The organism is Paraliobacillus ryukyuensis, from assembly GCF_003315295.1.
Classification (GTDB): domain Bacteria; phylum Bacillota; class Bacilli; order Bacillales; family Amphibacillaceae; genus Paraliobacillus; species Paraliobacillus ryukyuensis.
Map to the genome: position 1 here is coordinate 130098 of NZ_QNRI01000005.1, position 24164 is coordinate 154261.

A 24164-nucleotide genomic window follows, 5' to 3' on the forward strand; every position below is an offset into this window, starting at 1 on the left:
CTTACATCAGTCCTTTCAAGTACACAAAGGTAAAGATAAAGATCCATACAACGTCTAGGAAGTGCCAGTATAAGCTCACAATAAAGAATTTACGTGCTGTAACGGCAGTAATTCCTCGTCGCAGAATTTGAATAATCAACATTAAAACCCAACCAATACCTAGTGATACGTGTAGTCCGTGTGTACCAAGTAGTGTGAAGAACGCAGATCCAAATGCATTTGTCTGCATTGTTAATCCTTCATGTACATAATGAATAAACTCATTTATTTCAAAATATACGAAACCAGCACCTAATAATAAAGTAATAACTGTCCAAACGAGCATAGCTGTTTTATTGTTATCACGCATTTGATGAAGCGCAAGTCCCATTGTGAAACTACTCGTTAATAGTAAGAATGTTTCAATTAATACATCTTTTAAAACAAAGATTTCGCCTTGAGCTGGACCACCTACTGTACTGCCTTCTAACACAGCATATGAAGCAAAGAGTGTTGAGAAAAGCACAATCTCTGCACCTAAAAAGATCCAAAATCCAAGAATATTCATCTCATTTTGTTTTGTACTATATTCTAATGGTGTTGATGTATGTGAAGCCATTATAGATCACCTCTCCACTTTCGTTCTGTTTCCCAAACCTTCTCAGCCGGAATATGGTAACCATCATCATAGTCAAATGAGTTGGCGATTAGACCAGCGATAATTAAAACGGAGAAGATCGCTGCCAAAGTGATCCATTCAAAAACTAAGAAGAAACCAACAATACCTAATGCAATACTAAATAAGATTGGTATCCCAGAACTACTTGGCATGTGAATATCTTTAATATCTTCTCGTTTAATCTTCGTTCTACCTGCTTTTTTCATATTCCAGAATTCATCATGATCAGAAACTTCTGGTACCACTGCAAAGTTATATTCTTGTACAGGGGATGCCGTTGCCCATTCTAGCGTACGAGCATCCCAAGGATCTCCACCAATATCTCTTGACGCATATCGGAAACTCCAATAAATATTGTATACTAATGCTGCGAATCCAGCAGCAAGTATAAAAGCTCCAATAGCTGATAATAATAACCATGGACCCCAGCCAGTACTTTCGGAGTAAGTGTACATACGACGAGACATTCCATCTAAACCAATAAAGAACATTGGCATAAATGTTAAATTAAAACCAATAATAAACAACCAGAAGTGCCATTTTCCAATTTTTTCGTTTAGTTTAAAGCCAAACATTTTTGGCCACCAGTAATACAATCCAGCAAATACAGCAAACACTACACCAGGAATTAATACATAGTGGAAGTGAGCCACTAAGAACATCGTATTGTGATATTGATAGTCAGCTGCAGCCATTGCTAACATTACCCCTGTAACACCACCAATAGTGAAACATGGTATAAATGCTAATGACCAAAGCATGGCATTCGAAAACTTAATACGCCCTTTTCGCATGGTAAAGAGCCAGTTAAATATTTTTACACCAGTTGGTATAGCGATCATCATTGTGGTAATCGAGAATACTGAATTAACTGCTGCACTGTTCCCCATTGTATAGAAGTGGTGCACCCATACAAGCATACTTAAAAAAGCGATACCTACAATAGAAAGAACCATTGTGGCATAACCAAATAGATTTTTTCGTGAGAATGTTGCAATTACTTCGGAGAACATTCCGAATGCTGGTAATACAACAATATAAACTTCAGGGTGTCCCCAAAGCCAGAATAAGTTTAACCAAAGCATTGGATCCCCGCCAGCCGCAACTGTGAAGAAGTGTGCACCAAATATACGATCAAGTGACATTTGCGCTAGTGCTACTGTTAAAATCGGGAATGCTGCTACAATTAAAACGGATGTTACAAGTGTTGTCCAAGTAAACATCGGCATGCGCATTAACTTCATTCCAGGAGCACGCATTTTTAAAATCGTAACAATAAAGTTAATACCAGAAGCAAGCGTACCGATACCAGCAATCTGGAGTGCAATTGCATAATAGTTATTCCCTATATCTGGGGAGAATTCTTTACCAGCCAATGGCATATAAGCTGTCCATCCTGCATCAGGAGAACCTCCGATGACAAAGGAAACATTAAATAGCATCGCTCCTACAAAGAATGTCCAAAAACTTAACGCATTTAATTTAGGAAACGCTACGTCTCTTGCTCCAATTTGCAATGGCATTACTACATTAATAATACCGATTAACAATGGCATTGCCATAAATAAAATCATAACAACACCGTGTGTCGTAAATACTTCGTTATAATGTTGTGCATCTAAGAATTCCATGTTTGGTCTTGATGTTTGTGTACGCATCATTAGTCCATCTACTCCACCACGGAAAAACATTAGTACACCAGCAATGATATACATAATACCTATTTTCTTATGGTCAACAGTTGTAAACCATTCTTCCCATAGCCACTTCCATTTTTTAAGATAGGTGATTAGGACAACTAATCCTACCATTGTTAGACCAATGGCTATTTGTGATCCCAAGATTAAGGGGTCACCTGTAACAAAAAAATTACTTAAATCCATGTTTCCATTCACCTCCGATTAGTGATTATGCTGTGATTCTTCGTCTTGGTGATCGGAATTAGACTGATCGTCTGCATCTTGTTCACGCTCATGCGACTGTGTATCATTTTCCGAATCAAATGTCTTACCCTTTGTTCCATGCCCTGTATAGTAGGCTTCTGTATCTATATATTTTTCTGATCCACCTTGTGCATGATCAACCCACTGTAAATGCGTGCCATTATATGTTTGACGACCGATAATGGTTGGTTCAAGTAATTGGGCATACTGTTGTTCCGTCAGATCTTTTGCAGTGTTCTTTACTTCTTCTACCCATTCGGTATAATCAGCAGGAGATTGGGCCGAGACATCGAAATCCATTTCTGCATAACCTTCACCATTAAACCCATTATTCGTTCCCATATAGTCGCCTTCCCTATCAGCAACCAAATATAATTGAGTCTGCATGTTGGCCATTGTATATTTTTGGCCAGCCAAAGCAGGTATCCACATAGACTGCATCGTACCAGCTGAGGTCATTTTAAAATGTACGGGACGATCAACAGGAATATTGATATAATTCACTGTTTCAATACCTTCTTCTGGATAGCTAAATATCCATTTCCAATCAGCAGAAGTAACATGAATTACAAGGGGCTCTTGGTCATCATATCCTTCAGGGATGTCCTCTACTTCTGTGATTGTTTTAACTGTTGGAATCGTTAACGCAACAACGATAACTACAGGGATTAAAAACCATGTCACTTCAAGTGTTTTACTACCTTCTTCAAATTCTGGTTCATAATCTTTATTGTCTTTTTTTTCACGGTACTTCCAGACAATAACTCCAAATAAAATAAATACGGTTATAACTATAACTGCCATAAAAATAATCGAGAATATAATTAAATCTGATAAGTTACGTGCTACCGGCCCTTGCGGATCAAACACGGTTAACGGTTCACACCCGGTTAAAGCTAACGTTCCTAAGAATAAAACAACGTACTTCATTATTGAACGAACACGCTTCATTTTTCTGTCTCCTTTCTCTTGTAGCCTACTTCTTTATTACTAATACTTGATAAACAACAAGAGATATTATACTTAAATGTTTATCAAGTGTAAATAATAACTAGTCATACAAATTTATTTTAACAAGTAATATGAAATTAGTATGTAATTATTATTAAATGTCACAAAAAGTTCACAAACGTATTTATTAAACTTGGAATAACATGTAACTATTTACTTATTACCCACTATTGCGGAACAATAAAACCACGAACTGACAATCATCTTACCAAATTCGTGGTGTACATTTTTACCTTATTTTATTTTATATTTACCGTCTTACTATTTTTGTAGTGATTTATATACGTAGATACGTTGATTTTGAAATGCTTGTTTCTGATAAAATTGGGTTGCTTGAGTATTACTATACCAGTAATCTAATTCTATTTGATCCGCTTGATAAACTTTTGCTAAGTTATCAATTTCATTTAACAAAGCTGTCCCATAACCTTTATGCTGTGCTTTTTCTTCAATACTTAATTGTCTAACAAAAACAGAACGATAGCCATAGCGAAAATCATCAGTAGGATATTCACGGTATTCAATCCAAGCATAGCCAACTGGTTCAGAATAATCATTACTTATTATTAAAAAGGTGAATTGGGAATAGTTTATCATTTCTTTTATATAATTTTTTACACTATTGTAATTATAAGGTTTAAAAAGTGCTGGATATAATCTGTGATGCAAATCATGAACCGTTTTATTTAATTGTGCAATTAAATGATAATCATGTGTTTGTCGAATTTTCATTTTAAAACCCTCCGTAACATACATTATGATACATAGCAAAACTACAATGCGCTATCTTTTCACAATTACCCAACCGTTAACTTGCATGCAATTTTCCCAAAGTAACAACACTAAAGCAAGCTACTATTACTTATATTTAATTAAATTTACAAATGTAACGACTTAAGACATATTGAAATCATTCCGATAGTAATATCATATCTCGATATCTTGGTTAGAGAATCACCATGATTTTATATAACTGGAAGAACGCTGTATCCCATATTACACCATATGCTTGAAGATGGTCTATTGTCGATTGAGAAGTGTAGGGTTGTTTAATAGAGAAGTAACATAGTATTATACCATTACAGAACACGACATAATACCCTTAGAAGAAGTCCGCATCAAAGTTTACGAACTGTTTAAAGAAATAAAATAAGGAAAGGTGCGTAGCAGCATGACACAATTAAAAACATTATGGGAAATAGTAAAACTAGCTACACAACTTGGCTTCACTTCCTTTGGTGGTCCAATTGCACATTTAGGTTTCTTTCATGAAACGTATGTCAAACGGCACAAGTGGTTAAATGAAAAAAGTTATGCAGATTTAGTTGCGCTATGCCAGTTTCTTCCTGGTCCAGCGAGTAGTCAAGTGAATATGGGGATTGGCATTATTCGCGGTGGGATGCTAGGTGGAATTGTTTCATTTATCGGCTTTACTCTACCTTCTGTATGTGCGCTTATTATTTTTGCTAATGTGCTGAACTTGTTTGCTATAGAAAATACTGGCGCCATTCAAGGCTTAAAAATTGTTGCAGTTGTTGTTGTTGCGCATGCCATTATTAATATGGGAAAAAAACTAACGCCTTCGCTTAGTCATAAAGTAATTGCATTGTGTGCATTAATCATGATGCTATTATGGCAAACAACATTCTCACAAATAATTGTTATTATAACAGCGGCAGTAATAGGGTTAATGTTTTTCAAAAAAGATATAGATGAAAGTGATGCCGATTTACCCCTAAAGCTTTCGAAAAAAACAGCTATCATTAGTCTGACCTTGTTTTTTTTCTTACTTTTCCTATTACCTTTATTAAGGGAATGGATTCAAAAAGATTGGATAGCTATGTTTGACAGTTTTTATCGATCTGGTGCTTTAGTCTTTGGTGGAGGTCATGTTGTCTTACCTTTATTAGAAAGAGAATTTGTTCCTCCTGGTTTTTTAACAGAACAACAATTTCTAACAGGGTATGGCGCTGCTCAAGCAGTACCTGGACCGTTATTTACATTTGCTGCATATATCGGAGCAGTTAAAGCCAGTTGGCCAGGTGGTTTACTTGCTACATTTGCTATTTTCTTACCAGCTTTTTTATTAATATTTGGTACACTACCTTTTTGGCAACAACTACGGAATAATAAAACAATACGTGGTGCTTTTGTTAGTGTTAACGCAGCGGTAGTAGGTATTTTAATTGCTGCCTTTTATCAACCAATTTGGGTTAGCACGATTAACTCGTCTAATAGCTTCACATTTGCAGCTGTATTATTTAGCTTATTGGTTCACTTTAAACTTCCTGCTTGGTTGATTGTTGTATTAGGTGCGATTGGTGGTATATTACTACCGCTTTAGTTTTTTTATTATCAATGATAAATGAAGCAATAAGGGGATAATAACCGCTATTATATAAGAAATAACCACATACGTACTATTAATAAATTCTGGAATGTAATACGAGTTTTTAAATCCTTCATATGCAGCATAGAAAATTAAAAAGGCTAAAGGGACAATAAATATTTTATAAGATTTAAATCGAAAAAAATGTTGAAGTCCCTTAGCCAGAACAATATACGAGATACATATTTTAAAAAAATTAGTAAAAAACCAAATAAAAGCAACAATACCTTCAATACGTTGGATAAAATCAGCGAGACTAATTTTTTGGCCTAGAACATAGATGGGGTAAGTTTGACGTATGGTAGCATCAACACCTAGCACGCATATACATAAGAATGTCACCACAAAAATTACGATTCCTCCCATAATTCCCCCAATCAAGTAACCGCGCATTAATTTTTCTTTATTACTGACTTGCTCCATGATACCAAGAAAGATGATTAATTCTAAGTAAGTAAGTGTCAATATTGGAATAATACCCACAAAAGTACTTGCTTGATTCATCTGAAACACAGGAAATACATTTTGGATATCTATTTTAGGAGACACAAATAAAAACAATAAAATAATACTAATTACAATAAAGGAGAAAAAAAACTCTGCTGACCTCGCGATTACCTCAAGACCATACCGAACACCTACAACTGCTGTGCATAATACAATAAAAGTGATTACCTTTGACGGCGTTCCCATCAAAACTTGAACAGATACGAAATCACCTATTGTTATTAAGTTAGCCACGGCATTTAAAAAAACATAACTTAAAAATAAAAAACCAAAAATAAAGCCTCCTTTTCTTCCAAAACCTTGCTCAATTATAACAAAGAAATTTTGCTTTCCCCCTTCAATAAACAATGTTGTATACCAACAAATCACGAAGCAGCCAATCACAACGGTAATAACCATTGTTATCCAACTATCAGCTTTAGCAAAATTAGTAGCAATACTTGGAAGGAAGATAACCGCGGTCCCTAAAAGATTAATAAAGATCAAAATCATGAATTGTCGTAAATTGATTTTTTCTTTCACAACGGCTTAATCTCCTCCCCCTGTTTGAAATGTAGATAATATTCTTTCAATTGGGTCTGCAATAGGCTTAGCTACCCAGCTATATCCAGAAATGATATTTAAACTGAAGATATTACTTACTTGTAAAGTAGCAAAAATGATTAAAACAACCATGGATAGCAGATAGAATCTTGTTTCTCTCTTATCTGCAATTTTTATCAATTTTTTGTATTCAAATATAAGAACACTTATCGAGAAAATCATAAATAAGATACCCACTACTAGTGCCAATTTTATTCCTCACTATTCTTTTCTTTTATTTTCTTATAAAATGGCGAAGTAATCATACCAGATTTGTCAATTTGCACTTCTGCTTTAACGTTAATCTCAGCAAATACGAATTGCTTTGACCAATTATCTTTCACTTTTCCCCATTCTTCAGGACTTGTTTTTCGCATAACTTCACCAAAACCAAATATATCACTTTCATATTCTTTTGCTTTTGTTATACTAGCTTGACAAATTCTTTCTATTTTTTCCGCTACTTTTTCTTCTATCTTTTGTACATCAGACTGATCCATTATCATAAAATCTGTTTCCACTTCGCCAATGTTTACAACTGTTTTTAATACGACATCGAATGTTTTTGCATCATTTTTTTGATTCATGATTATTTTTGTATCATTTTTTTTAACCTCCACAGATACTTTTCCATTCCCTATGCTTACCCATCCTACGGTGTTTTTTACATTATTTGTTATATAATTAAAACCTTTACTTTCCTCCTCATTTAACCAACCAACTAATTGATCACCGTTAAATACACCAATTCCATTAATATAAATATTAGCTAAAGGTTTAGTCTGTTCCACACTTTGTAATTTCTGTCCTTCTTCACTATTTCCCACTATATAAATACCTGTTAGTACTGCTTCTTTTCCTTCTGCTGTTAAAGAATTCACTAATTCATCCACTTGTACTTTTTTCGTTGGCGCCCAATAGTCTTGCGCGGATTCAATGCTATCATATATTTTTGAAGCAGAAATCTTTTCAAGTGGTGTTAAAACAGAAATAAGTTCTCCTGCTGTATTATCCTTCACTATAGCCATAACAAAATCGGTTCTTAATTCATGATCACGAATAAGAAAATCTAGCGAACTAGAAATCCCTTCTTCAGCAACTGATTCACCATATGCCACTAGCATTAAATGGCTAAGAAACACTTTCCTTGGTGTTACTTTAGTTAATTTTCGAACAGCTTCAAAAAAAGTAGCCCCACTCTCTGTGTAATTACTGATAGCTGTTCGAGATGATAATCCTTCTTTACCAGCAATTTCATTAGGGTTTAAAACTTGTAATGTTAAGGTAAATCCTTTTTCAGATTTATCAATGCCTAGTGCCGTAGCAATTGTTATGGAAGACAATTCATTCGCACTCCAACATCCAGACAACCATACACACAAACAAATCGCATAGAGCATGTTTATGTACTTTCCCATAAATCAGTCCTCACTTACCTATTTTTTATGATTAACCTTCCATGAACGTTCCCTACGGATATTTTTTTGATTAATGAGTTTTGGCCGATTATCCCTTAACCAAATAGGAACACGAAAAATTGCATCCTCTTGATCACTACTGTTATACGGTGCAAATGGAGATAGATATGGTACTCCAAATGAACGTAAGCTGGATAAGTGCATAACTAGTAACAGTAAACCAGTAAATATTCCAAAAAAACCAAACGTTGCTGCCAGAATCATAAAACCAAATCTTAGCATACGAAGCGAAATAGCAAAATTGTAGCTTGGAAAAACAAAGCTTGAAATTGCAGTAATAGATACGACGATGACCATCATGGCAGAGACAATTCCTGCATCAACAGCTGCTTGCCCCAAAACTAAAGCCCCTACGATAGAAATAGCTGACCCTACTGTAGCAGGTAAACGGATTCCTGCTTCACGAAGCAATTCAAAAGTTACTTCCATAATAAGTGCTTCTACTAATGCTGGAAATGGAACCCCTTCTCGTTGCGCAGCTAAACTAATTAATAATCGAGTCGGAATCATCTCTTGATGAAAAACAGTTAAGGCAATATAAATCGATGGAGTTAATAACGATAAGACAACAGCCAGCATCCGTAAACACCTTAATAGTGTTGCAATATCACTACGTTGATAATAATCTTCTGGTGTTTGTAAAAAATTAATCAATAAAACAGGAACTAAGAGGACAAAAGGGGTTCCATCTATAAATATCGCAATTCTTCCCTCTAATATACCTGCAGCTATTGCATCTGGTCGTTCTGAATTATAGACAGTCGGAAATGGTGTATAGGTTTGGTCTTGGATAAACTCTTCGATGTTGCCACTTTCTAGAATCGCATCAACTTTTATTTTTTTTAACCGACTTCTCACCTCTTTTATCAAATCTTCATTAACTACATCATGTATGTACGCTATCATCACTTGTGTTTGGGTTTTGGTGCCGATAACCATTTGTTCTGTCCATAAACTTGGATCTTTTATTCGCTTTCGAATTAAAGCTACATTTATTAAAATTGATTCAGTAAAAGAATCTTTCGGTCCACGAACTACTTGTTGTGTCGTGTTCTGCTCTACCCCTCTGTCTGTGTTACTACCTTTCGTATCAATTGAAAAAGCAGCTATTTTCCCATCAATGAAAAGAACTGTTTTTCCATTAATAAGTGAATCAATAATAGTTTCGACTTCCGTTAGTTCATTGGCTATGATGCTTAATTCATGATATAAATCTTCTTTGCTTTTTGTCTTATTTGATAAAATGGGTACTGCTTCTCCTATGTCAATTAGCAGTATTTCTAAGATAATTTCTTGGACTAATTTTTGGCTAACGAGACCATTCATATAGAGAAAAACGACTGTTACAGATTCTTCCTCCTCTAGATTAACTTGCTTGCTAACCAACTCTGTACTATTCCCTAAGAGCTCTTTTATCAATTGTTCGTTATACAACGCCCTACTCGTGAGCTTATTTTTTTTTTTGTTTTTTTCATTCCATTTAGATTTATTCATTCACAAACATCCTTTTAGTCCTTCATGAAACGCCGTATCAAACATGTGAAAAATATTACTACTAATGGTATTCTTTTTCAAAAGTCTTTTTTTATACGTTTTGCATTTTCACTTGTATTATTACTTTATATATTATAATATGAATATATGATCATATTAAATACAGGAGTGATAACGATGGCTCATAATCATACGCACGATCATAGTCATAGCCACAATCATAATGCTAATAAAAAAGCGTTACTTATTAGTTTTTGTTTAATTGCTGGCTTTATGGTAGTCGAAGTAATTGGCGGAATTATTACTAACAGCCTCGCGCTATTATCAGATGCTGGGCACATGTTAAGTGATGCCGCTTCCCTAGGTTTAAGCTTCTTCGCCTTTAAATACGGGGAAAAGGCTGCTACATCTTCTAAAACATTTGGTTACAAACGATTTGAAATATTAGCTGCATTTATCAACGGATTAGCATTAATGGTTATCTCTATTTATATCTTTTGGGAAGCTTTCCATAGATTTTTTGAACCACCTTCTGTAAGTGGATCAATGATGATTATTGCTATTATTGGTTTAATCGTCAATATTTTAGTAGCTTGGATTCTCATGCGTGGGGATACAAATGAAAACTTGAACTTACGCAGTGCTTTGTTACATGTGATGGGAGATCTTTTAGGTTCTGTGGGAGCAATTATTGCAGGTATTCTGATCTTAGTATTTGATTGGAATATTGCCGATCCAATCGCAAGTGTAATCGTTGCTATTCTTATTTTAGTAAGTGGGTGGCGAATAACACGTGATTCTATCCATGTATTAATGGAAGGTATACCAAGTAATATTGATCTAAAAGCTGTAGAAGATCAATTATTGCGCATCGATGGGGTACACGAAGTGCATGATTTACATGTTTGGTCAATTACGTCTGATTTTCCAGCACTTAGTTGTCATCTCATTGTTCAGAGTGAGGTGAATCGTGATACACTTTTACAAGAAGCTTCTTCCGTATTACACAACCAATTTGACCTTGATCACACAACGATTCAAATGGAAGGAGAAGGGACGTCGATTATCGATCATGAACATAGCTGCAATTAAAGAGGTGTTATAATGAAAAACCTAAAAAAAGAAGACTATCAACCACTTGATGAGGAAACGCTATTTGTGGTATCTCAGACCTTTAAAGCATTATCTGATCCTACACGCATTCGTATTTTACACCTTTTGTTTGAGAAAGAATGTTCTGTTACTGAAATATCCAACTGCTTAGAATTAAAACAATCCAATGTTTCCCATCAGTTACGTTTTTTAAAACAACTACGTCTTGTTAAATATCGCCGAGAAGGGAAAACAATTTATTATTCACATGATGATGAACACGTGATTAATACGTTGCAACAGACCATTCATCACGCAAAACATCACTAATTAGAGCCAATAACAAAATTACTCGCAATTGTTTGTTTAAAATAACAATTACGAGTAATTTTGTTTCCTTTCTATTTTATTTATTTCTTTTCATCACACGATCTCCATTATAAGTATAAACAACTGCTTTTTCATCAACTACGGTTTCTAAAGAAACAGCTCTTCCCCACAACTGGTAAAGATAAGGCATTGTTTTCTCTAAATACCGAAGATCTAACTCAATACCTTCATAATGATGCAATAAATATAATTCACCATTCTCTTGATAATCACCATTTTGTACTGTTATATAGGGAAATCCTCCATTTATCCGTTGATTAATTAATTGATCACGAACATGTTCCCAATTTTTGTCCACTACTTGATAATCTGATCCTTGTTTTTGGAACAAATATAAATCCTCTCGTTCTACAAAATCTTTCGTTAAGTAATTTCGCAAAAATGATATATCTGATTCCATCTCTCTAACTTCAAAGATTTTTTCACGTCCTGCACCAGGAACCACTCCCCGTTCTTTCATTTCTGCAGTTGGATGATCAAAACGCCGCTCAATATCTTCAAACATTCGCACACCTAAATAGTAAGGATTAATTCGGGTTTTAGAAGGCTGTACGACGTTTGCATTTAATGAAGCAAACTCAATGGACTCATCGCTAGTTAATGATAATTCTCTTAAAATACGTTGATGCCAATAAGATGCCCAGCCTTCATTCATGATTTTGGTTTCTAGTTGCGGCCAAAAATAAAGCATTTCAGCTCGCATCATGGTGAGAATATCTCTTTGCCAATCTTGTAACTTTTTACTGTGTTCTTCAATGAAAAGCAAAAGATCTTTTTCTGGTTGGAGAGGTAATTTTGCATGTTGACTTTTCCCTTGTTTGATTGGTTTTATTTGTTCATCAAGTTCCCAAAGGTCGTTATAAAGATTAACCTTTGGCTTACGTTGAACTTCTTCAACAATTGGATGATGTTTTATTAATGAAGGGTCGATATGTTCTTGTATAGCTAATACAGCGTCTAAGAATTGTTCTACTTCTGCTTTACCATACTGCTTTTCGTAAGCTGCGATACGTTCAGCAGTTGCAGACATACTTTCTACCATATCCCGTTGTGTATTTTTAAATCTAGCATTATTTTTAAAAAAGTCACAATGTGCTAAAACATGAGCTACGATTAATTTGTTTTGAATCAGACTGTTTGTTTCAAGAAGGAATGCATAACATGGATTTGAATTGATAACTAATTCGTATATTTTACTTAACCCTAAATCATATTGTAGTTTCATCAGATGAAATTGTTTACCAAAACTCCAATGTGAAAATCGCGTCGGCATCCCATAGGCACCAAATGTGTAAATGACTTCAGGCGGACATATCTCATAACGCATAGGAAAAAAATCAAGTCCAAATCCTTTCGCAACTTCGGTGATCTCATCAATGGCGGTCTCCAATTGCTTAAGATCTGCTTGCTTCATCCAATCACCTCTTATTTCTGAATTAATTCAGTATATGAGAAGAGACGAGGTATGATGAAAGGAAGTGAACTTGATTATGCTCGTTATCTTTATCTACTTTTGACTAACAGGTTGACTGCTTCATTTACATATTCTGAGGAGTCTTCCCCTTGTTCTTCTGCTTTTCTTACACATTCTACTAGGTTCGAACTAACGACAACACCCATCGTACGATCCATAGCAGTACGAACTGCTGACATCTGAGTGATTAAATCTTTACAATCGCTTCCTTCTTCCATCATTTTAAGAATTCCGCGAATTTGTCCTTCCATACGTTTTACTCTATTTTTCATTTGTGGTGTGTATTCCATTCCAATCCCCCCTCTAATTAAATAATTTCATTAGCTTCACGTGGACATTGACATTTGGTAATCGTATAGCCGATTACTTGATAACCTTTTTGTTTTAATATCCTTGTTGCAAGATTTCTTTCTATTTTATCCGATGCAATTAAATATATTTGTTTGGAAGGAATTTGATTATGATACCTTCTTAAATACGCAACGGGCATTAAGATAGAATCAGCAATTGCTCCTTTTGATGAATCATTGTAATCACGAATATCTACTTTTACATTTGTCTTATTTTCACTTAATTGCTGCATATCAATACACGGTATTCCTTTAATAGGAAAGTAACGGATATAAATCAAGTAACCGATAAACAACAAACATATGAGCGCAAAAAAATACATAGGAACCCCCCACCCCTATCGTTTACACATGCATTATATACCCAATAAGGTATTTCAGTCAACTAATTAAATTACGCCATTATATGTTTTGTACATTTTATCGTGCAAGAAATGTTGTTATTAGTGTTGAATGAAATATAGGACATGGAGAAGATTGTACTATCCATGTCCTTTCACTAGGGAATAGACCTAAATTATTTAAATAGAAGAATCTCTAACTGAACTCCAATAATGAACAAGTGTTTCCATTCCTTTAGTAAAATTATCTAGGGGAAAGCTTTCATTTGGAGAATGCAAGCGATCATTCGGTGTACCAAAACCAAGCAGTACAATCGGCATTTGATAGATCGCATCAATCCATTCTACCACAGGAATGGAACCACCCATACGGACATAAACCGTTTCTTTACCAAAAGCTTTCGTATAGCTTTCTGCAGCTGTTTTTATTAACGAATGATCCGGATCGACTTTGTATGCTTTGGCAGACAGCGGCTCTTTTTTCACTTCTATGCGAACACCTTTAGGGGTATGCGCTTCTAGATGCTTAATCACTAAATCTTGAATGTGATCAGGTTCTTGACCTGGCACAAGTCGACACGTGATTTTCGCTGTTGCTGTAGCAGGGATAATTGTTTTTGTTCCTTCACCTTGATAGCCACTATACAATCCATTGATTTCTAACGTTGGTCGAGCCATCGTATGTTCTTTTGCCGTGTAACCTTGTTCTGAAACAGTTTCTGGAATACCTGTTGATCTGACATAGTCTTCACTCGGTACTTCTGCAATCAGTTCGCGCTCTGCTTGACTAATTGGTTCGACTTGATCATAAAAACCCTTTACTTGAACCACTTCGTTTTCGTCTTTTAACGATGCTAATACATGTGCCATCGCTATCGCTGGGTTACGAACAGCCCCACCATACATACCCGAATGTAAATCATTTACTGGTCCGTGTAGTGAGAATTCCAGACCTGTAAATCCTTTCAAACCATACAAAATAGTTGGTTGATCTTCTGCAACCATACCAGAATCGGAAATTAAAGCAAAATCAGCTTGAAACTGCTCTTTTTTCTCATTAAGTATTTCATATAAGTTTTCACTACCAATTTCTTCTTCACCTTCAATACAAACTTTTACATTAATTGGTAGTTTTCCTTCTGTTTTCATAAAAGCTTCGAATACGGCGAGATGCATGAAGACTTGGCCTTTATCATCACTTGATCCTCTAGCATATAGCCTGCCCCCTCGTTCCTCAGGTCGGAAAGGTTCACTGTCCCAGAGTTCCAACGGATCTGCTGGTTGCACGTCATAATGGCCATAGAATAAAACAGTTGGTGCATTTTCACCTGCTCCAAGCCATTCACCATATACCAGTGGATGGCCTTGTGTTGCTTGGACTTCAGCTTTATCAAACCCGATATCATTTAAGTAATCCTTAACATAAGTAGCCGCTTTTGTTACATCTTCTTTATATGTAGAATCGGTACTTACACTAGGGATAGATAAAAATTCATATAATGCATTTAATTGTTTTTTACGGTGTTTTTTTAAATAGTTTAACACTTGTTCAGTCATTCTTTTCACCCTTCACTTAAATATTTTATGTAGAAAAAGAGCAGAGAACCCCGTGCTCCACTCTTCATTATGCAAAAACAATATGCCACTGTCCTTTTTCTTTAAGCATATCAGAAGCAATTTGTTTTGCACCTTTCAAACTATGATTTGCAGCCCAGCCACACTGTATTTCATTACATGCAGGCACTTCAGTTGCAGCTAACACATCATTTAATGTTTTTTCTAATGCATCCAAAATATCCTCATAGCTATCATTATTTAAGATCTGTAGATAAAAACCTGTTTGACACCCCATTGGCCCTATATCAAGAATATTATCAATATGATTGCGAATATTCTCTGCCATTAAATGCTCAATGGAATGCAAACCTGGCATGTCCATATGTTCTTGGTTTGGCTGACAAAAACGAATGTCATATTTATATACCTTATCCCCATGTTGCCCTGTGGTAACACCAACTAATCGTACATATGGGGCTTTTACTTGTGTATGATCTAAATTAAAACTCTCCACATTCATTTGCTTTGTCATTTATCCTCCACTCCTTTGCTAGTATGTTACTCGTTTTTCTTATAAAATTAAGATAACACAATTTTCTAGTTCCTAAAAGGATTATAAATGGTAAAAGCGACTGCTAACATAAGCAGTCGCTTCATTTTTACTGTTGTGCTTGTGGGAATATCCGTTGAATCATATTTCCCATTTGATCAAAGAAGCCTTCGACAGGATCTCCGTTTGCCATATCATCAGCATAATCAGTAGTTAAGTTAACAAAATCAGGGTTTGTTGAAACATACACATAATCAATGTTATATTCCTCTGACTTTACAAGTTTTGCAATGTCTTCTTTTATCTTGTCACTCATTTTCCCCTTGTTATCTTTTACTTTTGCTGCTACATATGCGTTATTACCCATGGTTAAAACATAAGCGTTATCGATATTATCCATTTTTGATGTGATCCGTTTAGTAGCTTTTTTTGATACTTTATATTGTTCGTCTTGTTGACGATTATTTATATGGCTATATCGACCTCGACCAATATTATTGGTTGCACCACCATATTGGTCATTGTTCATTCGGTTATTATCTGCAGTTAAATCTTGATCTCGTTGATACGTACCATCATAAGTTGTACGATTATTTTGATTTGCTCGATTATAACCACCTTGCATTGGTGCTTCAATTCTACTGTCGTTTCGGACAGGTTGCAAATTATCAGGCTGATTTTGGCCAACCTCATAATTATTACCTGCCCCACAAGCAGTTAAGGTTATCAAGGCAGCTGTTGATATTGTGATTTTTTTAAAATTCAACTTTAACTCCTCCTTTATCAGAGTCAACCTTATTTTGTTTAAATGAAGGAGTTTTATACAAGTCAAAAAATCTCTTTTTTCGGATACACAAAATGTGATGCTTTTGCATATCATTTAACATATGGAAGTGATTCCAATAATGTAGTGGCTTAATTCAACGATCTTTTAGCCACAATAAACATGAACCCTTAGAAATCTTCGACGATAACTTTGTTCGTATAAACATTGAACAAGAAGGCTAACTTCCAACCAGAAACGCGAACAATGTTTACCTGCTGAGAAAAGACAAACATTCCAGTGTAATGGAATATTTTTAAAAGGGGCAATAAATTATGAACATTCCCGATTACGATAAAGCACTATACTTTACCCTTTGGGGTCAATGGGATGACTTACTCATTCTAATGGTTAGAACCCAAGATGATTTTTTATCCAAAAAAATTGAAACATTTCTACACGCTTTTCATTATAGCCATAGTGAACAACAAATCATGAGCAGTCACGATTCATTGCTTCATTATATCGATCATGCAATGAGAGACAATCCAATTGAGACCGTTGAAGTATTTTAAAGTGATCGAACCGAACTATTGTCCAAGTATTTAGCTGGCATAGTTCGGTTTTTTATGTTATCGGCTGTTAATTAAATTTATATTTACCTTTTTACATATTTTTATCCATGCACAGGTCGCCCGTTTGCAAGTTAGCTATAATATATTCAGATAAGTACAAGAAATCGTTATCCAAAATAATAAATATAGCTAAAATATATTTTCTATTTCTTTCCAAAGTTTTTTTGCTTACTCTCACTTTTTGGGCTAACAGCTTCATCGGCAACTGTTTCTTTTGCCGAACATACCATTTAAGTGAATCATCATTATAAAGCAAATAACCAATTTCCATAGCTGAGCGTCTTGCGTCTTTATGTTTTGGAGCAACCTGGATTAATTCTTGTAATGAAAATTTATATGCTAACAACTGTTCACAAAAATGATTAATTTCTTGTTTGCGATGCCATGTATCCTGTTCTAATTGAAAAGCTCTGCTCGTTGCAACTATTTCAAAAGGGCTTTCCATCTTTTCTTGATCATTAACTAAGTCATCTAGTGAAGATACCTTCGTGTGCTTACTTTGTTTGCGAATATAATCAATTGTCTTACGATGAATGATGAGTCGTGCAAACGCAAGAAAAGATTTACCCTTCTCAAGGGAATAATAATTAATTGCTTCGTAAAAAGCGAACAGACCAATACTAAATTCATCATCCTTATACGGATCGATATATCGCTTGCAGACCTCAGATGTACATTTGGCTATAAAAGGTTTATAAGCTTGAAGTAACTTATGTTGTAATGGTTTGTTTCCTGCTTGTATTTGACACACGATTGCTTCTATTGAGTCATCTTGTATAGCTATTTGTGCTTTCAAACTTAACACCACCAATATTACAGATATCTTGCAAATTATACGTCATTTGCGAAGAATATGATATTTTTCGTACAATAAATCTTACCTAAAATTAGTGTAAGATACTATCACAAACATATAACATTTCATTAAAAAAAAATATCAAAAAATAGTCGAATCGCACTATCTTTTGATATGTTTGAAAAATTAAATAGATTCTTATTTTTTGTTTTTTACATCTTCATAATATTCAATTGGTATAGCTAACCCTACTTCACCATGTGATTTATGGTTCATAGTAGCATATATAACACCAATTACTTTTCCCTCTTTATTAATTACTGGACTTCCACTGTTACCTCGATAAACAGGTGCTTGCAACATGATAACTTCTTCGTCTCTTGATTTTAGCGTTGTGTAACCAATTATTTCACCTTCATTTGCAATCCCATTAAACCGCAGTGGATTTCCAATAAAATAAATAGATTCTCCTTGCTCAAAAGTAGCTTGCTTAGCGATAGTTAAATGAGGTAAATTGGTGTCTTTTACATCTAAAATAGCTAAGTCAAGAGCAGCGTCTTCTGCCACTATTTCAGCTTGATAAAGGCCTAATTCAGGGAATGCAACTGATACTTTCTTCCCATTATCAATTACATGTTGATTCGTAATGATTAAACCATCAGATGAAATCGAAAAACCTGTCCCTTTACTTTCACCCGATTGCACCACCACAACAGCTGCTTGGTAGTTATCAATCGTAGAGTTTGTAGATAACTTCGCTGATGTCATTAAGAAATCAATTGCAGGAATAGAAAACGTTTTGGGCAAGATCGCAATAACATTAAGTGATAATACAAGTGCTATTAACCAAAAAGCCCATCTGGGGAAACGGCGTTTTTGCTTATATTCTTCTTCATTTGTTTGCTGATCATTGGTTTGATTGCGTTCTTCTTCCAAAATATCAAGCATTTCCTGTTCATCCAATTCTTCATACAAGTCAGTATCAATGATATCTCGTTTGTGTTTTTCCTCCACTACGACACCTCAAAAAATTTATAAGTACCTCTATTGTTGCTGTGTCACTCATTTACTTACAGAAAAATATTCGGATAATATCGACATATTTCCCCGGAAATAATTCGCTATCCGGAATCTATCCTCGGATTTTGTCTAGCTAACAAGATTGTACTTATTGCTGTATACATCAATAATCCTCCTTATGTTTCTCTCTAATAATAATTAAAATTGTTTTTTATTAATGATTAAAATTACTTGTTCAATACGCATACTATTTTCTTTTGTTGTAAGAACAAAAGTTAATTTATAACGTTTAATAAAACGATACAACAAAATTGCTGTGTTTTTAACCGTAAACACACGATCACCTACTCTATCTATTTTTCATATTCAACCGCCATCTTTTCTAACCATTCCTCCATGCTGTCCCATAATAAATTTCAACATATTCACCAGCTCCTTGTTTGTTTTATATTCACTTCCATTTGTAAATGGAAAGAGATACCGAAATAGTTGTCTGAAAATAAAAATAAGCGTACACATCCGAAGACGCATACGCTAATTAATACAGAATGTGGGTCACGGATTGATACGTGCCCTTTAAGACAAATGATTTTTCCATAGGAATAAACTTAAATGTCATCAAAAGAGGTCACGTCAACTATTAAATTTAGTGTGATTAACTGTCCTGAAATTTTCATTGTCGTAACCTCCCTTCCTTTATTCTATCTATTATTATAATGCTGGATAATATTTCGGTCAATGAAATTTCAAAAAATTCGCAACGATTTTTTCGGCTAAACGCTTGCTTAACTCTCCACTCTTCGTCTACCATTAGATTAGTACGAAAGGGGATGGATCATTATGTTATTAGAAGAAATACTTCAATTTAACCAAAAATTCGTAGAAGATGAAGCGTACAAGCCTTTTGAAACCGACGGGTTACCAAATAAGCGAGCTGTTATATTTACTTGTATGGACACTAGACTGATCGAATTGTTGCCAAACGCATTAAATTTGAAAAATGGTGATGTGAAAATGGTTAAGAATGCAGGTGCCATACTCACTGATAAATATGATAGTACAATGAAAAGTATTCTTATTGCGATTCACGCGCTCCAAGCAGAGGAAGTATTTGTCATTGCACATCACAATTGTGGAATGAATCATTTAGATACCGACACGTTACTTGAACGAATGAAAGTACAAGGGATCACAGATGAAGCAATTCATTCACTTGATAAGGATGCAAACGAATGGTTGAAAGGATTTGAATCTGTGGAGGATTCTGTTCGTCAATCAGTTTCCATTATTGAGGACCATCCATTATTACCAACTGATATTCCAGTTCACGGGTTAGTAATTGATCCACAAACAGGTAAATTAGATTTAGTAACAAATGGATATTCTAGTTAAGTACTAAGCTATAAAAAACCAAGCTTGTGCTCAGGGCTCTCACCTGTGCGAAGCTTGGTTTTTTTAATGCTATTTTGGAATTCTTTGATCAAAAAGAAAATAAGAAGTAATATGAAAAATAATACTATACAATGAAATAATTGCAATTACGATTCCTGCTGCACCATACGTCTCCGTAAACAAAAACCAACCCGCAATTAGTAACAATAGTACTAAACGAATATTAGCAGTTATTCCATTTAAAGGCGTAGTTAACTTCCAGACCGTCTTTGTATTCTCCTCTACCTTTTGATAGCAAACATAATGATACGGACGAATCTGGAGATAATTCGATAATGTTACAAGTTGGTCTCTTTTTTCAATTGGTTTATGACAGTACTTACATATCACTGGTTTCACTTTGTTCACCTACCATTACTTTGACGCTTTAGCATTATCTTTAATCACTTGAATCACTTGGTCTTTCGCTTCTTGGGTTTGGTATTTCCTCATATTATCTTGTACAATCGAAGCTTCATTACGAAGTTTTTGTAACGCTTGTTTTAGCGTATCACTGGATAATTCTTCTTCCTCTAATACATGGGCATACCCTTGTTTTTTAAAAGAGTTTGCATTTAAGATCTGATCTCCACGACTAGCTTGTCGCGATAAAGGGATGAGTAACATTGGCTTTTTTAATGCAAGAAACTCGAAGATAGCATTTGAACCAGCACGTGAAAGTACATAACTCGTGGCTGCTAAAACATCTGGCAATTCGTCTTGGATGTATTCAAATTGGGCATAGTTTTGCTGCTGAACAGTTGCATCTATATTGTTTTTACCACAGATATGAATGATTTCAAATTGCTCTGTTAATTCAGATAAGCTTTGGCGTACTGCTCCATTAATTCGTTGTGCACCGCCACTTCCCCCCATGATTAATAGCACAGGCTTTTTACCAGGCAAATTTGCATATGAAAGTCCATTTTGCTTATTTCCTTCTAACAACTCGGTCCGAACTACTGCACCAACCCATTCTGCTTTATCAGCTGAAACATAGTTCATTGTTTCTGGAAAAGTTGTTAAGATCTTTTTAGCAAATGGCATGGCAAGTTTATTCGCAAGACCAGGTGTTATATCTGATTCATGAACCACTGCTGGAAGACCTCGCATGCGTCCTGCAATCAATACCGGAACAGATACAAAACCACCTTTAGAAAAGATGACACTTGGCTTCACCTTCCCTAAAATGCGAAACGCTTGTGCGATTCCTGTTAATACTTTGAAAGGATCTTTGAAATTTTCTTTGGACATATATCGTCTGAGCTTACCAGTCGAAATAGCATGATATGACACATCATGTATGTTTTCAATTAAGTCTCGTTCAATGCCCGTTTTTGAGCCTATATAATCAATTTGCCAGCCTTCCTCTTGTAAAGTCGGGATAATTGCTAAATTAACCATAACATGACCAGCTGATCCCCCGCCGGTTAAAACAATTCGTTTATTAGCCATCATATATAATCCTCTCTCGTTCAAACATCTTCCATCAGATTGTAGCACAATTACATTGAATTTTGAAACAGCATTTATTTATATTCCGTCTTCTATCAGGAACGCAAATATTTTCACAAATAAGACTATGCACTGTTTTACTGTACTTTGCTTGCTAAAGCAATTTGTTTTTTGATTACCTGCTCTATTTTCTCATTGAATTCAATTGCTGGTGCAATGGCAACGTGATGGAAATTGGCTTCACCTACTATGGTTTCTATTTTTTTAGGGAACATAGTTGTATTGAAAAAGTGCGGCACTACTATGATATCTTTGTAGGAGCCGTTTTCTAAATCAGTTAAACATTGTTCTAAGCTCGGCTCTTGTGATTTTAGATAAGCTGGAAAAACGGAATTGCCATGCAGGTGCTTCTGTAGCTTCGTAATCAAGCGTTCAAACACAACTAAAGCTTTGGTATTTCTACTTCCATGCGAAATCACAATAATAGCTTTATCCTCACCTATCACTTTTGGTATTGTTGCTATTCTTTCGGTTATATCTTCAATTAAATCATCTGCGTCATTAAATGGAGGCGCATAATAGACAGTGAGTGACGGATACTGCGTTTTTTTCTCATTAATAATTGCGGGGATGTCTTGATTAACATGTATCCCAGGTAATAAAAAGATGGGAACAACAATTATTTCTGTCGCACCTTCTAATATACATTGATCAATTTTGTTCATTAACGATGGCTTCGCTTCAAGAAAAGCTATTTTTTGTATTGGAAAAGATACATTATTTATGATTGGGGTTATTTTGTTTATAAACGCTTGATTTCTCTGGTCATTTCTACTTCCGTGACCAATATAAATAATCGCTCTCAAATTAACTCACTCCATATAAAATATTCATAGCAACTATTTTAACAGGTTCGATACCATACTGTCATACAAATAAAAAACAGCCATACCGTAGTATGAACTGTTTTGCAAACTATATCGCCTCTTTTTCTGCCTTAAAAAAATGCTGTATCGCATGATAAACATCTGCTTTTTTTCGTAAAATAAAAGAATCAAAATTCGGCTCGTTAAATGCCTTAAATAACTGCATGAGTGTGGAATGCCTCTGGTAAGGATTCACTTCGATATAACCAAAATAACTTGCATGATCTAGTAACTGTTTAACCAAGTTCACACATCTTCGATTATCTGATGTTAAGTTGTCACCATCAGATACATGAAATGGATAAATATTATAACGAGCGGCATCATACTTCTGATCAATTAATTTCAATGCTTTTCGATAAGCAGATGAACAAAGCGTTCCACCACTTTCCCCTTTTGAAAAGAACGATTCTTCATCAACAATCTTCGCTTCCGTATGATGTGCGATAAACTCAATCTTTACTGTTTCATAGTTCGTTTTTAAAAAACGCGTTAACCAAAAGAAAAAACTTCGAGCTGCATATTTTTCAAATTGACCCATACTGCCACTCGTGTCCATCATAGCCAAGATAACGGCTTTAGAATCGGGGTTTTTTATTTCATTCCACGTCTTGTAGCGAAGGTCATCTGGATAAACAGGATGAAACGATGCCTCACCTTGCATTGCATTTCTACGATAGGCTTGCAAAAGTGTCCGTTTCTTATCAATGTTCCCGGCTAAGCCTTGTTTTCTAATGTCATTAAAATGGATGTCAGTTGTAATCAAATTATCTTTTTCTTTTTCTTGTAAGTTAGGTAAGGCTAGTTGTTGAAAAAGTGTTTCCTCTAATTCTTCTAAAGTAACCTCTGCTTCATAATAATCCTGACCTGGTTGGTCACCAGCACCATCACCTTTACCAGGCTGTTGCTGCGTTGGTCTTCCTTTCGCAACCGTGTCTCCTATTCTGGTTTTACCATTCCCTTGACCAGCATGCTTATTTTTTTCTTGACTATAACGGATTTTATATTCATCTAATGAACGAATGGGTATGCGAATAACATCTTTCCCTCTAGACATAATAATATTTTCTTCACTAATAAGGTCAGGGAGCTTTTGTTTTAGCACTTCTTGAATTTTATCTTGATGACGTTTTTGATCATCATAACCTTTTCGATGGATCGACCAGTCTTCCTCTGAGATGATAAAGTTATTCTCATGCATGTAAATCCCCTCCTTAACATGTAGTACACTATTATATGCCAAATCAGTTCAATTGATTAACTTTTCAGAAAAATCAATTTAATTACTATGTTTTTTAGTTCTTATTTACCAACGAAATATT

At 35.0% G+C, this 24164-nt stretch carries 26 protein-coding genes; 5 read left to right on the forward strand and 21 right to left on the reverse strand.

Annotated features, from left to right (window positions below; translation table 11 throughout):
• Position 1 precedes the first annotated feature (1 nt).
• From qoxC to DES48_RS09385, 4 genes are all read right to left on the reverse strand, one after another.
• On the reverse strand, positions 2-598 hold the full coding sequence (qoxC, locus tag DES48_RS09370) for a cytochrome aa3 quinol oxidase subunit III (protein ID WP_113868704.1): 597 nt from the start codon (positions 596-598) through the stop codon (positions 2-4).
• The gene (gene qoxB / locus DES48_RS09375; protein ID WP_079709078.1) at positions 598-2541 is read right to left on the reverse strand and encodes a cytochrome aa3 quinol oxidase subunit I; all 1944 of its coding nucleotides are present in this window, start codon (positions 2539-2541) and stop codon (positions 598-600) included. Before qoxB ends, qoxC begins: the two co-directional genes overlap by 1 nt.
• Before the next feature lie 18 nt (positions 2542-2559).
• Positions 2560-3552: a cytochrome aa3 quinol oxidase subunit II gene (gene qoxA / locus DES48_RS09380; protein WP_079709077.1), complete on the reverse strand. Its 993-nt coding sequence runs from the start codon at positions 3550-3552 to the stop codon at positions 2560-2562.
• A 321-nt stretch (positions 3553-3873) separates the two neighbouring features.
• A complete protein-coding gene (locus tag DES48_RS09385; RefSeq protein WP_113868705.1) occupies positions 3874-4344 on the reverse strand; it encodes a GNAT family N-acetyltransferase in 471 nt (156 codons plus the stop codon).
• 439 nt (positions 4345-4783) lie between these two features.
• Here DES48_RS09385 and chrA point away from each other — a divergent pair, with 439 nt between their 5' ends.
• The gene (gene chrA / locus DES48_RS09390; protein WP_113868707.1) at positions 4784-5956 is read left to right on the forward strand and encodes a chromate efflux transporter; all 1173 of its coding nucleotides are present in this window, start codon (positions 4784-4786) and stop codon (positions 5954-5956) included.
• Here the strand turns inward: chrA and DES48_RS09395 are convergent.
• The 4 genes from DES48_RS09395 to DES48_RS09410 are packed head-to-tail and all read right to left on the reverse strand — an operon-like array spanning position 5945 to position 10062.
• Entirely contained in the window at positions 5945-7030 is a 1086-nt protein-coding gene (locus tag DES48_RS09395; RefSeq protein ID WP_079709074.1) for a GerAB/ArcD/ProY family transporter, read from the reverse strand. The two genes, chrA and DES48_RS09395, sit on opposite strands and share 12 nt — an antisense overlap.
• Before the next feature lie 6 nt (positions 7031-7036).
• Positions 7037-7300, reverse strand: coding sequence for a hypothetical protein (locus DES48_RS09400; protein ID WP_079709073.1), 264 nt, complete (start codon positions 7298-7300; stop codon positions 7037-7039).
• A 2-nt stretch (positions 7301-7302) separates the two neighbouring features.
• Positions 7303-8508, reverse strand: coding sequence for a Ger(x)C family spore germination protein (locus DES48_RS09405; RefSeq protein ID WP_113868709.1), 1206 nt, complete (start codon positions 8506-8508; stop codon positions 7303-7305).
• An 18-nt stretch (positions 8509-8526) separates the two neighbouring features.
• A complete protein-coding gene (locus DES48_RS09410; RefSeq protein WP_113868711.1) occupies positions 8527-10062 on the reverse strand; it encodes a spore germination protein in 1536 nt (511 codons plus the stop codon).
• Positions 10063-10239: 177 nt separating this feature from the next.
• Between DES48_RS09410 and DES48_RS09415 the strand changes: the two genes are divergently transcribed.
• Positions 10240-11154, forward strand: a complete 915-nt coding sequence (locus tag DES48_RS09415; RefSeq protein ID WP_113868713.1) for a cation diffusion facilitator family transporter — start codon at positions 10240-10242, stop codon at positions 11152-11154.
• A 12-nt stretch (positions 11155-11166) separates the two neighbouring features.
• Positions 11167-11484 (forward strand): ArsR/SmtB family transcription factor, encoded by a 318-nt coding sequence (locus DES48_RS09420; protein ID WP_079709069.1) that lies wholly within the window; start codon positions 11167-11169, stop codon positions 11482-11484.
• 76 nt (positions 11485-11560) lie between these two features.
• Here DES48_RS09420 and DES48_RS09425 read toward each other — a convergent pair whose 3' ends face one another.
• From DES48_RS09425 to DES48_RS09450, 6 genes are all read right to left on the reverse strand, one after another.
• Entirely contained in the window at positions 11561-12958 is a 1398-nt protein-coding gene (locus tag DES48_RS09425; RefSeq protein ID WP_113868715.1) for a SpoVR family protein, read from the reverse strand.
• 89 nt (positions 12959-13047) lie between these two features.
• On the reverse strand, positions 13048-13308 hold the full coding sequence (locus tag DES48_RS09430) for a metal-sensitive transcriptional regulator (protein WP_079709067.1): 261 nt from the start codon (positions 13306-13308) through the stop codon (positions 13048-13050).
• 17 nt (positions 13309-13325) lie between these two features.
• Positions 13326-13691 (reverse strand): rhodanese-like domain-containing protein, encoded by a 366-nt coding sequence (locus tag DES48_RS09435; protein WP_113868717.1) that lies wholly within the window; start codon positions 13689-13691, stop codon positions 13326-13328.
• A gap of 198 nt (positions 13692-13889) precedes the next feature.
• Positions 13890-15266 (reverse strand): dipeptidase, encoded by a 1377-nt coding sequence (locus tag DES48_RS09440; RefSeq protein ID WP_113868719.1) that lies wholly within the window; start codon positions 15264-15266, stop codon positions 13890-13892.
• Positions 15267-15333: 67 nt separating this feature from the next.
• The gene (locus DES48_RS09445) at positions 15334-15798 is read right to left on the reverse strand and encodes an S-ribosylhomocysteine lyase (protein WP_113868721.1); all 465 of its coding nucleotides are present in this window, start codon (positions 15796-15798) and stop codon (positions 15334-15336) included.
• 127 nt (positions 15799-15925) lie between these two features.
• A complete protein-coding gene (locus DES48_RS09450) occupies positions 15926-16582 on the reverse strand; it encodes a YhcN/YlaJ family sporulation lipoprotein (RefSeq protein ID WP_170126197.1) in 657 nt (218 codons plus the stop codon).
• Between the two features lie 332 nt (positions 16583-16914).
• On the opposite strand from DES48_RS09450, the gene DES48_RS09455 reads away from it, so the two are divergent.
• On the forward strand, positions 16915-17154 hold the full coding sequence (locus DES48_RS09455; RefSeq protein ID WP_113868724.1) for a YhdB family protein: 240 nt from the start codon (positions 16915-16917) through the stop codon (positions 17152-17154).
• 91 nt (positions 17155-17245) lie between these two features.
• Here DES48_RS09455 and sigI read toward each other — a convergent pair whose 3' ends face one another.
• From sigI to DES48_RS15915, 3 genes are all read right to left on the reverse strand, one after another.
• The gene (gene sigI, locus DES48_RS09460; RefSeq protein ID WP_113868726.1) at positions 17246-18010 is read right to left on the reverse strand and encodes an RNA polymerase sigma-I factor; all 765 of its coding nucleotides are present in this window, start codon (positions 18008-18010) and stop codon (positions 17246-17248) included.
• Between the two features lie 198 nt (positions 18011-18208).
• A complete protein-coding gene (locus DES48_RS09465) occupies positions 18209-19024 on the reverse strand; it encodes a S1C family serine protease (RefSeq protein ID WP_245911360.1) in 816 nt (271 codons plus the stop codon).
• Between the two features lie 204 nt (positions 19025-19228).
• Entirely contained in the window at positions 19229-19366 is a 138-nt protein-coding gene (locus DES48_RS15915; RefSeq protein WP_170126198.1) for a hypothetical protein, read from the reverse strand.
• A gap of 501 nt (positions 19367-19867) precedes the next feature.
• Here DES48_RS15915 and DES48_RS09470 point away from each other — a divergent pair.
• A complete protein-coding gene (locus DES48_RS09470; RefSeq protein WP_113868728.1) occupies positions 19868-20422 on the forward strand; it encodes a beta-class carbonic anhydrase in 555 nt (184 codons plus the stop codon).
• A gap of 69 nt (positions 20423-20491) precedes the next feature.
• Here DES48_RS09470 and DES48_RS09475 read toward each other — a convergent pair whose 3' ends face one another.
• From DES48_RS09475 to yhbH, 4 genes are all read right to left on the reverse strand, one after another.
• Positions 20492-20821: a hypothetical protein gene (locus DES48_RS09475; protein WP_113868730.1), complete on the reverse strand. Its 330-nt coding sequence runs from the start codon at positions 20819-20821 to the stop codon at positions 20492-20494.
• Positions 20822-20836: 15 nt separating this feature from the next.
• Positions 20837-21916 carry an undecaprenyldiphospho-muramoylpentapeptide beta-N-acetylglucosaminyltransferase gene (locus tag DES48_RS09480; RefSeq protein ID WP_113868817.1) on the reverse strand — a complete coding sequence of 360 codons (1080 nt, stop codon included), beginning with the start codon at positions 21914-21916 and terminating at the stop codon, positions 20837-20839.
• Between the two features lie 137 nt (positions 21917-22053).
• Positions 22054-22782 (reverse strand): sirohydrochlorin chelatase, encoded by a 729-nt coding sequence (locus DES48_RS09485; protein ID WP_113868732.1) that lies wholly within the window; start codon positions 22780-22782, stop codon positions 22054-22056.
• A 109-nt stretch (positions 22783-22891) separates the two neighbouring features.
• Complete coding sequence (gene yhbH / locus DES48_RS09490) at positions 22892-24043, reverse strand: sporulation protein YhbH (protein WP_113868734.1); 1152 nt, start codon at positions 24041-24043, stop codon at positions 22892-22894.
• Positions 24044-24164: the final 121 nt, after the last annotated feature.